The organism is Sphingopyxis sp. H050 (genome assembly GCF_001468265.1).
Taxonomy (GTDB): Bacteria; Pseudomonadota; Alphaproteobacteria; order Sphingomonadales; family Sphingomonadaceae; genus Sphingopyxis.
In genome coordinates this window covers 103988-117187 of record NZ_LNRZ01000007.1, presented here as the reverse complement: position 1 = coordinate 117187, position 13200 = coordinate 103988, and the positions used below count along the sequence as shown (strand labels likewise).

Annotated in this window: 14 protein-coding genes; 12 read left to right on the top strand and 2 right to left on the bottom strand. The window is 63.0% G+C overall.

Annotated elements, in window-relative coordinates; translation table 11 throughout:
- The first annotated feature begins 259 nt into the window (after positions 1-259).
- The 12 genes from ATE67_RS15110 (at position 260) to hutC (ending at position 11759) form a co-directional block, all read left to right on the top strand.
- Positions 260-604: an ArsR/SmtB family transcription factor gene (locus tag ATE67_RS15110; protein ID WP_058817495.1), complete on the top strand. Its 345-nt coding sequence runs from the start codon at positions 260-262 to the stop codon at positions 602-604.
- A gap of 8 nt (positions 605-612) precedes the next feature.
- Positions 613-1134, top strand: a complete 522-nt coding sequence (locus tag ATE67_RS15105) for an arsenate reductase ArsC (protein ID WP_058817494.1) — start codon at positions 613-615, stop codon at positions 1132-1134.
- Complete coding sequence (gene arsC, locus ATE67_RS15100) at positions 1131-1562, top strand: arsenate reductase (glutaredoxin) (RefSeq protein WP_058817493.1); 432 nt, start codon at positions 1131-1133, stop codon at positions 1560-1562. Before ATE67_RS15105 ends, arsC begins: the two co-directional genes overlap by 4 nt.
- A gap of 10 nt (positions 1563-1572) precedes the next feature.
- A complete protein-coding gene (arsB, locus tag ATE67_RS15095; RefSeq protein ID WP_058817492.1) occupies positions 1573-2637 on the top strand; it encodes an ACR3 family arsenite efflux transporter in 1065 nt (354 codons plus the stop codon).
- Between the two features lie 5 nt (positions 2638-2642).
- On the top strand, positions 2643-3389 hold the full coding sequence (gene arsH / locus ATE67_RS15090) for an arsenical resistance protein ArsH (protein ID WP_058817491.1): 747 nt from the start codon (positions 2643-2645) through the stop codon (positions 3387-3389).
- Between the two features lie 234 nt (positions 3390-3623).
- Positions 3624-5387 carry a sensor domain-containing diguanylate cyclase gene (locus ATE67_RS15085; RefSeq protein ID WP_058817490.1) on the top strand — a complete coding sequence of 588 codons (1764 nt, stop codon included), beginning with the start codon at positions 3624-3626 and terminating at the stop codon, positions 5385-5387.
- 320 nt (positions 5388-5707) lie between these two features.
- A complete protein-coding gene (locus ATE67_RS15080; RefSeq protein ID WP_058817489.1) occupies positions 5708-7714 on the top strand; it encodes a hypothetical protein in 2007 nt (668 codons plus the stop codon).
- A gap of 206 nt (positions 7715-7920) precedes the next feature.
- Positions 7921-9198, top strand: a complete 1278-nt coding sequence (locus tag ATE67_RS15075) for an MFS transporter (RefSeq protein ID WP_231728184.1) — start codon at positions 7921-7923, stop codon at positions 9196-9198.
- Positions 9199-9252: 54 nt separating this feature from the next.
- A complete protein-coding gene (locus tag ATE67_RS15070; protein ID WP_197411962.1) occupies positions 9253-9699 on the top strand; it encodes a hypothetical protein in 447 nt (148 codons plus the stop codon).
- An 88-nt stretch (positions 9700-9787) separates the two neighbouring features.
- Entirely contained in the window at positions 9788-10156 is a 369-nt protein-coding gene (locus ATE67_RS15065; RefSeq protein ID WP_058817487.1) for a nuclear transport factor 2 family protein, read from the top strand.
- The gene (locus ATE67_RS15060) at positions 10149-10784 is read left to right on the top strand and encodes a dioxygenase family protein (RefSeq protein ID WP_058817486.1); all 636 of its coding nucleotides are present in this window, start codon (positions 10149-10151) and stop codon (positions 10782-10784) included. The genes ATE67_RS15065 and ATE67_RS15060 overlap by 8 nt, the downstream gene beginning before the upstream one ends.
- 204 nt (positions 10785-10988) lie before the next feature.
- Positions 10989-11759: a histidine utilization repressor gene (gene hutC / locus ATE67_RS15055; protein ID WP_156417051.1), complete on the top strand. Its 771-nt coding sequence runs from the start codon at positions 10989-10991 to the stop codon at positions 11757-11759.
- A gap of 4 nt (positions 11760-11763) precedes the next feature.
- On the opposite strand, the gene ATE67_RS15050 is transcribed toward hutC, so the two are convergent.
- Complete coding sequence (locus tag ATE67_RS15050) at positions 11764-12498, bottom strand: PepSY domain-containing protein (protein WP_058457670.1); 735 nt, start codon at positions 12496-12498, stop codon at positions 11764-11766.
- Positions 12495-13199 (bottom strand): PepSY domain-containing protein, encoded by a 705-nt coding sequence (locus ATE67_RS15045; protein ID WP_058817485.1) that lies wholly within the window; start codon positions 13197-13199, stop codon positions 12495-12497. The genes ATE67_RS15050 and ATE67_RS15045 overlap by 4 nt, the downstream gene beginning before the upstream one ends.
- Position 13200 lies beyond the last annotated feature (1 nt).

Below are 13200 nucleotides of genomic sequence, written 5' to 3'. Positions count from 1 at the left end.
TCTCCGCGACGGGTCCGGAAGCCTCTCTCCCGGTTTCAACCCGTCACCTGGCCCCTCTCTCCTCTCCCTCTGCGGCCGCCGAAGGTGGCCGTGCGTCGCGGTGAAACCTCGCTGCAAGCCTCATGCCTTGCGCAAGCGCGACGCATATGGTTGCCCGCAACCCCTCCATGGCGATTTCATAATTCCACAATTTTCGAAATATAATTTGCGCGCCCCGCTCCGATGCTATATTTCGATACATCTAGAAAGGTCGATTCTTATGACTGACATGAGTATCCAGGTTTGGGCCGTGGACGCGTTGGGCGCACTCGCTCACGAGACCCGTCTCGCCGTCTTCCGTATGCTGGTCACCGCCGGCCCCGATGGCATGATCGCGGGAACGATCGCCGAGCAGGCCAAAGTACCGCCATCGACCATGTCGCATCACCTAGCGACGCTCGAACGCGCAGGGCTCGTCCAGTCCGAACGTGAGAGCCGGTTGATCCACTACCGCGCCGACTATGACGGCATGAGCCGCCTGCTCACCTTCCTGATGAAGGACTGCTGCCAGGGCGCGCCCGATATGTGCGCCGATATTTTCGCCAACATTTCCTGCAACGGCTGAGGCGCGACATGACAGAGAAGACCTATAATGTGCTGTTCCTGTGCACGGGTAACAGTGCACGCTCGATCCTCGCCGAAGCCCTGCTGAACCGCATGGGGGAAGGCCGATTCCGGGCCTATAGCGCTGGCAGCTTTCCCAAGGGCGACGTGCATCCCGCCGCACTCGAACTGCTCTGCGAACTCGGGTTCGATACGCGCGATCTCCGGTCGAAGAGTTGGGACGAGTTTTCGGGCCCGGCTGCGCCGAAGCTCGATTTCATTTTCACCGTCTGCGACAACGCAGCGGGCGAAACCTGCCCGATCTGGCCGGGAAACCCGACCACCGCGCATTGGGGGATCGAAGATCCCGCCGCGGTCGAAGGTCCGGGCCAGCGCGAAGCGTTCGAACGCGCGCTCCATTACATGTCGAACCGGATCGCACTCTTCCTCGCGCTACCGCACGAAAGCATCGACGAGATGGCGATGGCGCGAAAGTTGAAGGACATCGGCCGCACCGAGGGTGCAACGGGCGATCGGGAGGCAGGCGCATGACCGCCGACATCATCATCTATCACAACCCTGAATGCGGGACGTCGCGCAACGCGCTGGCTCTCATCCGCAATGCAGGCATCGAACCGCATGTCGTCGAATATTTGAAGACACCGCCTTCGCGCGCCTTGCTCGAGCAACTGATCGAACGCGCCGATATGAACCCGCGCGACTTGCTCCGCGAAAAGGGCACGCCCTATGCAGAACTCGGCCTCGACGACGCCGACCTCGGCGACGACGCGCTCGTCGATGCGATGATGGCGCATCCGGTGCTCATCAATCGCCCGCTCGTCATCACGTCGCGGGGCGTGAAACTTTGCCGCCCGTCCGAAGCGGTGCTCGACATTCTCCCGGCCCGCCAGCTCGGTGCCTTCGCCAAGGAAGACGGCGAACAGGTCGTCGACGCCGACGGCAACCGCGTCCAGGCCTGAAGGGATCGTCATGACTGCCGCAAAGCGCGAACGCCTCTCTTTCCTCGACCGCTATCTGACGCTCTGGATCTTCCTTGCGATGGCGCTCGGCGTCCTCCTGGGCTCGCTGTTCAAGAGCCTCCCCGGTGCGATCGATGCGATGTCGATCGGAACGACGAATATCCCGATCGCCATCGGGCTCATTCTGATGATGTATCCGCCGCTCGCCAGGGTGCGCTACGACGAGTTGCCGCGCGTATTCGAAGACAAGCGTGTTCTGGCAATCTCGCTCATCCAGAACTGGATTATCGGACCGGTTCTGATGTTCGCTCTCGCGGTCATCTTCCTCGCGGACAGACCCGAATATATGACGGGGCTGATCCTCATCGGTCTTGCGCGGTGCATCGCGATGGTAATCGTATGGAACCAGCTCGCGAAGGGCGACAATCAATATGTCGCGGCGCTCGTCGCCTTCAACTCGATCTTCCAGATCCTCTTCTTCAGCGTCTACGCCTGGTTCTTCCTGTCATTTCTGCCGCCACTCTTCGGTCTCGAAGGCAGCGTCATCGACGTCAGCTTCTGGACGATCGCCGAGGCCGTGCTCATCTATCTCGGCATCCCCTTCCTTGCGGGTTATCTCACGCGCCGATTTCTCGCACGCGCGAAGGGCGAGCTATGGTACGAGACCCGCTTCCTGCCGAAGATCGGTCCGATCACGCTCGTTGCGCTACTATTCACCATCGTTGCGATGTTCAGCCTCAAGGGCAGCGAGATTCTCACCATCCCCGGCGACGTCGTCCGGATCGCCATCCCGCTCACCATCTATTTCGTCGTGCAATTCGTCATCAGCTTCTGGATGGGCAAGCTCATCGAAGCCGATTACCCGCGAACGACAGCGGTTGCCTTCACGGCCGCCGGCAATAATTTCGAGCTCGCTATCGCGGTCGCGATCGCCGCCTTCGGTCTTGCCTCGCCCGTGGCCTTTGCGGCGGTCATCGGCCCACTCGTCGAAGTGCCCGTCCTCATCCTGCTCGTCAGCGTCGCGTTCCGCCTCGGACGCCGCTGGTTCCCGGCAAGCACGCCTTCGGAAGCCTGACACACATGACCGAACATAGTTTCACGCGCCTGCGCGGTCTCAGCGATGCCGACCATCTCCCGGCGCTCAGCTCTGAGTATATTCGCGCGCGGCCAGCGCTTGGCCTCGGGCCGCTCGATCCGGCACCTCGCATTCTGCTGCTTTATGGCTCCTTGCGCGAGCGCTCCTTCTCGCGCCTTGTCGTGGAGGAGACCGCGCGCCTCCTCCAGCTCTTCGGCTGTGAGACCCGCATCTTCGATCCGTCCGACCTCCCCTTGCCCGATCAGATCGCCGACGATGATCATCCGGCGGTCGAGGAGCTGCGGCAGCATTCCATCTGGTCCGAGGGTCAGGTCTGGTGCAGCCCTGAGCGCCATGGCCAGATCACCGGCATCATGAAGGCGCAGGTCGATCACCTCCCCCTCGCCTACAAGGGCCTCCGCCCGACGCAGGGGCGCACGCTTGCCGTGATGCAGGTATCGGCAGGGTCGCAATCGTTCAACAGCGTCAACACGCTGCGCATCCTCGGCCGCTGGATGCGGATGATCACCATTCCCAACCAGTCGAGCGTCGCCAAGGCCTATCAGGAATTCGACGAATCAGGCCGTATGTTGCCATCGAGCTACTACGACCGCATTGTCGATGTCGCCGAAGAGCTTGTCCGCTTTACCGTGCTCATCCGCGGCCACGCCGAACAGCTCGTCGACCGCTATTCGGAGCGCAGAGAGTCCGCGGTGACGCCTCTCGAACTAGCCACTTTGCCGCGATGCTGATCTTCCTTGGATGTTCCGCAGGAGATGGGAACGCCTTCCAGACGCACGGAAAAGTCCGATATTGGCAAGTTGGAGAATCCGTAGCGCAGCGAACGATCGGCGAGCAAGCATGGCGGGTACGTACAAGATGCTCACAGTCCTGTTAAACTTTCTGCCGGTCTCTCCGTTATGGTCAAAATGCTGTTTCGCTCTCAAACTTTGCCGTATAACGCGCCGCAACACTGAGCAGTCGCGATGCCATCAAACGATACCATTCGGCCGGTTCGCCGGGCCCAACACCGCGTCGCTCTGTTACTGACCGGGGCGCTGTTATACTTCACCCTCGCTGCTGGCACGATCCTTCTCACGAGTGACGGCAAGAGCCACGCTACCGTGTGGCTAGCTGATGCGGCGATCCTCGCGCTTTTGCTGAGCCGACCGAAATCGGATTGGCCGCTCGCACTTGCGTTGGGATGGGCAGCAAACCTTGGCGCCAACGCCCTGACCCGCGAATGGGCGCCGGGAATTACTTTGTATGGCCTTATAAACATGGCTCAAGTTCTTCTTGCGGCATGGACATTACGTCGTTGCTCGCAAAAAGGCGAGATTCTTGCCAATGCTCGTGCGACATTCACCTTTCTCATCTGCGGCGGGCTCATTGCACCCGCAGTAGGCGCGATCGCCGGGTCGACGGTATCCTGGGTGAACTATGGCGAGGCATTTCTACCTTCGCTAGAGCGTTGGTACTCGAGCAACGCGCTCGGCATTGTTATCCTGACACCGTTTCTAAAATCATGGTTCGACGGGAGCTATGTATCGGCGCTCGGTATGCGCGGCTCGCGAAAGCGCGCAGAAGATCTGTTCCTCTTGCTGTTTCACACAGCCGTCAGCGCGTTTGTCTTCGGCCAAAGCGGTCTCCCGCTTTTGTTCGCGCCCCTCTGCAGCCTCCTCCTGCTAGCTTTCCGGTCAGGTCGCCTCGCCACGCAAGCGGGGGTGGTTATCGTTGGGATTTCCGGCGCGCTTGCCGCAGTCTACCATCTCGGACCGGTTGCCTTGGTGCAGGGCGGCCCGGTTTTCGAAGCGATCTTCTTCCAGTCCTATCTCGCCATTTTGCTCGGGACAGCACTGCCTGTGACCGCTCTCGTTGCCTCGCGCGCGGAGGCGTTGGCCGAGGCAGCGCGTCGGGAAGAAATGCTGCGGATGATTCTAGACCATTCCCCCGACGCGATCCTCAGTTTCGATGATGGCGGCAGTTGCCGTTGGGCCGATGGAGCGACCGACGAGCTGCTGGGATTAAGTGCTGGGTCCTGCCGCGGTGCCTTGATCGACGAGCTTGCGCTGAAGATCAGCCCGGTCCTGGCTAAACTATGCCGCGCCGCCCTTGCCGATCCCGCCGAAACCCAGATCGCCGATTTCGCTCCCACCAATCTCGAGGGTCGCACGCTCGAGGCGACGGTCAAGGCGGTTATGTCGGACGAAAAAGTGGTCGGAACAGTTGCGACTGTCCGTGACGTGACGGCGCAGCGAGCGCGCGAGCGGGAGATCGCGCGCCTCGCAATGACGGATCCCCTCACCAAAATTCCTAATCGCGCCGGCTTCGATGCAGCCATTGAGCGCGTTCCGATCAAGGGAGAGGCAGCCTGTATTGCCTTGATCGATATAGATAATTTCAAGGGCATAAATGACCGGTTCGGTCACAAGGCTGGCGATCGCGCGTTGGTCGAACTGGCCGCGGCTATTGTGCGTCTTTCCGGTAGCGATCATCTTGTGGCGCGATTGGGCGGTGACGAATTCCTGATCCTATTGGCTGGCGACATCACAGCAGCGCAACGTTTTTTCGGAGGGCTTCAAAGCGAGATCGCTATCCTTTCGGCATCGCTTGAGTTCGATATCACCATTAGTGGCGGGATTGCAGAACTGCATGCGTTGGCAGAAATTGACAGCGTATTTGAAGAAGCGGATCGGCGACTTTATCGCTCAAAGCGGGACGGGCGAAACCGGGTGACGGCGACCGCGTAATAGCGATCGTTGAATAGGACCGCGTTTAGCCTCCGAGGCCGGAACTTACCGCTCATGCCACCGGCGCGCTTGCGCCGGTCACGATTTCAGGGCGAGGCGCGATCATCCCCTGCAGCCGCTGTGCGGGAAATTGCGATTGCCGGGCCGGTCGGGCCTGCGCTAATATTGCGCGGCGGTGGGGAGGCGCAAACAGGGCAATGGAACAGGTGGGGACTCCATGTCGTGGCCAGTCCGCAGCTTACGCGTCTGTGTTCGGCCCGTTTCAACTCCGCGCGCCCGATCACCATGAAATTTCGATTACCAACCGCCGCGCCCGGGCTTTGCTTGCCATATTATGCCTTGTCGGCGACGAAGTGATCGAGCGCGATTTCCTGAGCAAGCTCTTGTGGCCCGGCCGCTTCGAGGCCCACGCCAGGGCTAGCCTGCGCCAATGTTTGCTCGATCTGGGCAAGCTGCTTGCGCCGCACGGAGCGGGCATATTGAACGTCTCGCGCAGCAGCGTCGCGCTGCGGCCCGGTGCCGTCACGACCGATCTTGCGGCGCTGGAGCGCGCGCTGGCGAGTGGGGATTTTCCTGCGGCGATCGCGCAGATCGACGCGATCGGGACGAAACCGATCCTCGACCAGATGGATTTCGGCGCCGCCTTCAACCAGTGGCTGGCGCGGCGCAGCGGCGATGCCGAGCGGCGGCTGCATGCGGCGGTCGAGGCCGGACTGGCCACGCTGGAGCGGGCCGGGGATCGCGACACGTCCGCGCGGCTGCGCGACGCATGGTCCGCTCGCGGTCGCGAAGCGCCCCCCGTCCCGGCCGCGGCGGCGGGCGGCGGACGGACGAGAATCGCGGTGCTGCCCTTCCAATCGGTCGGTGGGGGCGGTGCCCCCGATTATTTCGCCGACGGCGTCGTCGAGGAACTCATCACGGCGCTGGGACAGGTGCCGCAATTGCTGGTCGCCGGGCGAACCTCGTCCTTCCATTTCCGGGATTCGCCGCTGGCCCCGCCCGACATCGCGAAAGCCCTGCGCGTCTCGCACCTTGTCGAGGGTTCGGTCCAGCGACAGGGCGAAAGGCTGCGCGTCCATATCCACCTGATCGACGGGGCGACGGGTTTCGAAAGCTGGGCCCAGCGGTACGACGGATCGCTCGACGGGATATTCGCGTTGCAGGCGACCGTGGCGCAGGCGGTCACCAATGCGGTCGGCAATGTCCTGGGCATCGCGATGGCGCCGCCGCCGGCACGCGGCATGACCGGCAGCAAACAGGCCTATGACCTGTTTCTGCAAGGCCGGTCGTTGAGCGCGCGGGTGTTTGGCGACGGGCTGTTGGAGACGGCCGTCGATCTGCTCGAACAGGCCGTCGCGCTCGACCCGCAGTTTGCCGAGGCCTGGGTCGCGCTGGCCGAGGCGCACCAACTGATCGCGGTCTACACCCCCTGCCTCGATCGTCGCGCAGCATCGGAACGCATGGCCGATTGCGCGCGCACTGCGATCGGACTCGCCCCCGGCCTTGGCTACGCCTATTCGCTGCTCGGCGTTCACCGGTGGACGCAGAACGATGTCGTTGGCGCACTCGATCTGGCGTTCCAGGGCTATCGTCTCGAACCGAACAATCCGGCGGTCTGCATGCGCCTGGGTTCGTTCCTGCTCTATTGCGGACGCACCACCGAGGCGATGCAATATGTCGAAGCGGCGATCGATCAGGACCCGGTCGATGGCAGGAAGTTCAACCTGCGATCGGTCGGCCGGTTCAACCTGGGGGATATCGACGGAGCGATCGAGGCGGGGCAGCGCATGGTCGACCTGGGTTTTCCGTCGATGTGGCTCGCGGTGGCCACCGCCGCATCGGGGCAGCACGATCTGGCGATCGAGCAATATCAGCAAACCCGCATGCTGCTGAACAAGGTCATTTTCCCGCCGGCAGGGACCGATCCGATGCCCCCTGCGATGATGGAGGCCTATTGGCACGTCGCGGCGCACGGTGTGTGCAGCGGACGCGAGGAGGATCGCGCGACCTATTGCGCGATGCTCGACATGATGCGCACGCAATTGCACGACCCGGCCGACGCCTCGATTGTCTTGCCCGCGATCTTCATGGGCTACCCCGAACGGCTGTTCGAGGCGGTGAGCCATGCAATCACGCCCGCGAATACCCTCTGCCTGCTGTCGATCTGGGCCGATATCGATCCGATTCGCCGGATCTGGCAGCATCCCGAATTCATCCCATTTGCCCAGCGCATCGGCCTGGCGGCCGCGTGGGACAAATATGGCTGGCCCGACGTCCTCCCTGCGCCCAGCAATCGTGTGGAGACACCACCCCTCTTGCCGAATTGACGCGCGCTTGACGCTTTATTGACGATGGGCCGATTGACGGCTGACGCTACGGAAATGCAAAGTCCGCAGCGGGCATAGCAGACATTTTCGCGGCGCATGGCGCGGGCCGGTTACCCCGGCTCCGGCGACGGGAAACCTGTGTATGCGCCGGGGAGCATGTCATGGCCGCGAACCACAGGCACGTATCGGCAATCGGACGGTCCGCAATGGGCAAGGCGTTCTGGCGCATCCTGCCGCTGATCCTGATCGCCTATCTCTTTGCCTATATGGACCGGGTCAACGTCAGCTTCGCGGCGACGCAGATGAACGAGGATCTGCGGTTCAGCGCCACGATCTACGGACTGGGCGGCGGCCTGTTCTTCCTGGGCTATGCGCTGTTCGAAATCCCGTCGAACCTGATGCTCGTCCGCTTTGGCGCGCGCCGATGGATTGCGCGGATCATGATCACGTGGGGACTGCTGTCGGCCGGAATGATGTTCGTCGCGACACCGATGCAATTTTATGCGCTCCGCTTCCTGCTCGGCGTGGCGGAGGCCGGCTTCTACCCCGGCGTCATCTTCTATTTTTCCGGCTGGTTTCCGCCCTGCCACCGCAGCCGCGCGGTCAGCCGTTTCTTCATCGCTTCGCCGTTGGCGTCGGTCGCGATGGGGGGCATGTCGGGATGGCTGCTCGCGCTCGACGGCACCGGTGGGCTGCACGGCTGGCAATGGCTGTTCCTGGTCCAGGGCCTGCCGACCGTGGTGTTCGGGCTGGTGGTGCTGCGCTATCTGCCCGACGCCCCGGCGACGTCCGCCTGGCTCACAGCCGACGAAAAGGCGTGGATCGAGACCGAGCTGGCGCGCGAACAGGCGCGGATCGGCGCCCCCGCCCGCCACGATGTGCTGGGCGCCTTTCGCAATCCGCGCGTGCTGCTGCTCGGCGCGATCGGCTTTCTGCTGATCGCCGTCATCACGACGGTCATCCTCAATGCGCCGCTGATCCTGCTAGAGGCGACGGCACTCGATCCCAAGTCGATCGGCTATCTGGTCGCGCTCGGCGGTCTTTTGGGGGCCGCGGCGATCCTTGTCCTTGGCAATCATGCCGACCGGAACGGCGACCGCTGGGGTGCGGCCTTCCGGTGCGGGATCGTCCTCGCCGCCGCGGTGCTGATCATGGGGCTGTCGCCGTCTCCGCTGCTGACTTGCATCGCCTATCTCGCCTTCGCGACCGTGTGCTTCGCGATCCCGATGCTGACATCGTCGGGCTGGGCCGAGGCGCTGCACGTACGCGAACTCGCGGTCGGGGCGGCCGCCATCAACACGCTGTCGCAGATCGGCGCCTTCCTCGCGCCCTATGGCTGGGGTGCGGCGAAGGATGCGACGGGCAGCTTCGAACTCGCGCTCGTCGCTTTTTCGGTCATCGCGTTGCTGATGTCGGCGCTGATCCTGGTGCTGCGCCACCGGCTGCGCGGACACAGCGCGCCCGCCGACGCCGTGCCGGCCTAGTTTTTTTGCAGACGCCCGCCCGATCCCGGACGGGAAGATTGGAGGGAAGAGACGATGACGAAGATGAAAACATTGTTCGCCGGGGCTGCGATACTGATCGCCGCCGCGCAGGCCGCGCCCGCGATGGCGCAGGAATCGAGCTACAAGCCGGGCACGGTTTGGAATGCAGGCCGGATCGACGTGCTGCCCGGCCAGTTCGAAAACTATATGGACTGGCTCGCCACCAGCTGGAAAAAGATTCAGGAACTGGGCAAGGCCGAAGGCATTGTCGTGGACTATCATGTGCTTGCGACCAACAACGCGCGAGCCGGTGAGCCTGACCTGATCCTGATCGTCGAATATAAGGACTATCTGACGACCGCGCAGCAGGAAGCCTTCAACAAGAAGGTCAATGCCATGCTGTCGCAGACCGACCGCACCGCCGGCACCGCCAGCGCGGAACGCGGCAAGATGCGCGAGCAACTCGGCAGCATCGAATATCAGGAACTGATCCTGAAATAGGCGGGCCGGTGCGGAGACACGGCAGGCGACGCGTCAATCCCGCGCCGCCGGCCGCGCTCCGCTTCGCCGCCATTTGAAAGGGGTGGTGATGGCATCTATCCACGACATCGCCCGCGATTTTACGGCACTGCTGCGCGACGGTGCGTTCGAAACCGCCGGGGACCGTTACTGGTCGCCGGACGTGACCAGCATCGAACCCACGACTTTACCCGGCGGCATCAGCACGGCGGTGTCGGGGATCGACGCGACGCGGATCAAGCGCACCGCCCGCTTCGGCGGCGCCCGGATCGACGAGATCGGCATCGACGGCCCCTTCGTCACCGGCGACCAGTTCGCGCTGTTTCTCGACATGGTGCTCGTCGATCCGGCGAGCGGCGAACGCCAGCCCTTCACCGAAATCGCCCTGTACACCGTGCGCGGCGGTCAGATCACCGAGGAGCGATATTTTTATGACTGACACCCAATTCTCGCGCCGGGCCTTCGGCGGCTCGGTCCTCGCGCTGGCGGCGATAACGGCTTCCAGAGCTGGAGCTGCCGAGTTTGACCCAACGCCGTTCCAGACGATCGGTCCCTTCTATCCGGTTCAGCGGCTTGCGGAGGAAGACGCCGACCTGACCTGGATCAAGGGGCACAAGAAACGCGCGGAGGGCCATGTCATTCAGGTGACGGGGCGCGTGCTCGATCGTTTCGGCCATCCGGTCAGCGGCGCGCGGCTCGAAATCTGGCAGTGCAATTCGCTCGGTCGCTATGCGCATCCGAACGACAGTGCCGCGAACCCGCTCGATCCCGACTTTCAGGGCTTCGCTTCGATCCGGACGGGCGCGCGGGGCGAGTGGCGGATCACGACGATCAAGCCCGCCGCCTATGATTCGCCGATCGGCCGCCGAACCCCGCATATCCACTTCGATGTGAGGAGCAGACACCAGCGCCTGATTACCCAGATGTATTTCTCCGACGATGATGCGTCGAACAGCAAGGACGCCCTGTATCGGGATCTGGGTGGCAGCGCCGAGCGCGCCGTTGCCGGACTCGGCGCACCCGGCCATTATGGCTGGGACATCGTCCTGATGGACGACGGACGGTGACCGCTGCGGCGCTCGCACCGGCTGGCGGGCTTCAGATGCCCCTGGGCATCGCCCTTACACGGGCAATGCGCGTCAGAATGTGACTGAATCGGGCGGCGTCCTACGGAAGCGCGACTTGGTGGCTTCGAATTACGGCGCCTAGTTTTACCTCGAGGCAGTCTGGAACGCTTGGAATCTATATGGTTTCACCTGTATAGACGGGTGATGGATCTTACCCCTCGACTGAATTCGAACATCGCCCAGCGGTCTGCCGACGGCGTTTTATCGGATGCCCCACCGCGTTACGCAGCGATCAAGCAGAGCATCCATGATGCCATCCGCGACGGTCGTCTGAAACCGGGCGACCGAGTGCCGTCAGAGGCGGAACTCGTCGGACAGTTCGATGTCTCGCGCATGACGGCAAATCGGGCGCTTCGCGAGTTGCAATCGGCGGGTATCATCGTGCGCCGCGCCGGCAGCGGGTCATTCATCGCCGAGCCGAAGCCGATCGGTCATATGATCGAGATCCGGAATATCGCCGAGGAAATTCGGGGACGCGGCCATGACTACCGGGCGAGGGTCATCCAGAATGTCGAGGAGAAGACCAGCGTCGACACCGCCGTTCTTCTGGAAGTGCCGGTGGGCACGAGAATCTTCCACTCGATCATCGTCCACCATGAGGCCGAGTTCCCGATCCAGCTCGAAGAGCGGTTCGTGCTCGCATCTGCCGCGCCGGATTATGGCACGCTCGATTTCACGCAGTTGACGCCCAACGAATATCTGACGCGCACTGCGCCGCTCGAGCGGGTCGAGCACCGCGTCCGCGCGGAAATGCCCGACGCGCGCACCCGCGGCATGCTTGGTCTGAACGAGGGGGAACCGATTCTGCGCATGACCCGGCAGACCTGGAGTAGCGGTCGACTGGTGTCGCACGCCTGGCTCTCCCATCCCGGCACACGCTTTGAGCTTTCGGCCGCCTTCGCGGTCGGGGACTGACGGCTCAGGCCGTGCTGCGGGTAACGATGGGCTTGCGGCGACGGCGCAGCCAGCGGAAATCGGCGCGGCTGAAGCTTTTGAACAGCAGGTAGAATCCGGTCCCGGACAACCACAACGTGCCGAATGCGACGAAGATGATCAGCGGGTGGTTGAAACTCTTCCGGTTCACATAGTCCATATTGTGGAGCATCCAGAAGAAATCCCAGGTCCGCCAGGTATCGCCGCGCATCACGAGGAAGCGCGCCGTATCGAGCGAGACATAGGCGCTGCTGTTCTCGGCGTCGGCAAAGTCGACGCGCCACATCGCACCTTCATGGTCGCGTGATTCGAGGTTGGGCTTTGCAATCACGCTCACCTTGCGGATTGGTGCCTCGTTCATCATCGATGCGACTTCGCGGGCCATCCCTTCATCGACGCGAATATCCTCGCCGCTCGTAGCGTCGACCAGCCGCACGCCCTTGGTGGTGCGGAGCTCGTAGATCGGTCGAGCGCCAAGATCGCGCAAAACCACCCCGGTTACGGGATCACCGCGCGGCAAGGCGGCGACGTCAAAATACTCTCCCGCGGGCAGGGCATGCGCGTGGCTCATCCCGCCGCCGTGTCCCCCGACCTTGTCCTTGTCGAGCAACGCCATCACCGAGCCGCTCAAGGCCCAAAGGAGGAACTGGAGGCCAAGGATGAGCCCCACCCATTTGTGGATGCGCCGAAAAAAGAGCGGCGTCAGCCGGATGCGTTTCATGCCTGCTTCCTCTTGCGGCGTTTGAACGACCAGATCAGTAGCCACGCACCGGAAAGCGCCATCGCGAAGACACTCCAGGTTGCGACGCGCAGCAGCGGGTTGTTGACGTTGGTCCGCTCGTCATAGTCCATGATGTGGAGCATCCACGCAAAGTCGAACACGCGCCATAGTGCGTGGCGGCGCGAGATGAGCTCGCCGGTCGTCGGCGAAAGATAGAGCGTCGGACGGTTCCAGCCTTCGAACTCGACCTGCCAATAGGGCGGCTTGCGCGCCTGCATTTCCTGAGGTGCCTCGGTCAATAGTCGCACCGAGACGATCTTGCCGTCACCGGTGAAGATGCGCCGTGCCTGTTCGCTGACCTGGGACTCGGTCAGGGCAGGCAGCGGCGCACCCGAACGCGCGTCGAACAGGCGCGCGCCTTCAGGGGTCTCGGCGCGCCAGACCGGTTGGCCGAAAAAGCGCTGGAGACGGATTTCGGACACCCCCGGCGCAGCCGCGACGACCTTCGACGGCGCTGCGAGGCCGTCGAGGTCGAAGGGCTGGGTCACCGGGGAGCGCACCAGATGATCGCCGTGAATGGTGTCGATGTGAACGACCACCATGTAAAAGCCCGTCAGCGTCCAGAGCAAGGCCTGGACGCCCACGATCAGGGCCAGCCATTTATGCGTTCGCCGAACCAGCAGCGGCCAACGTATCGCCATC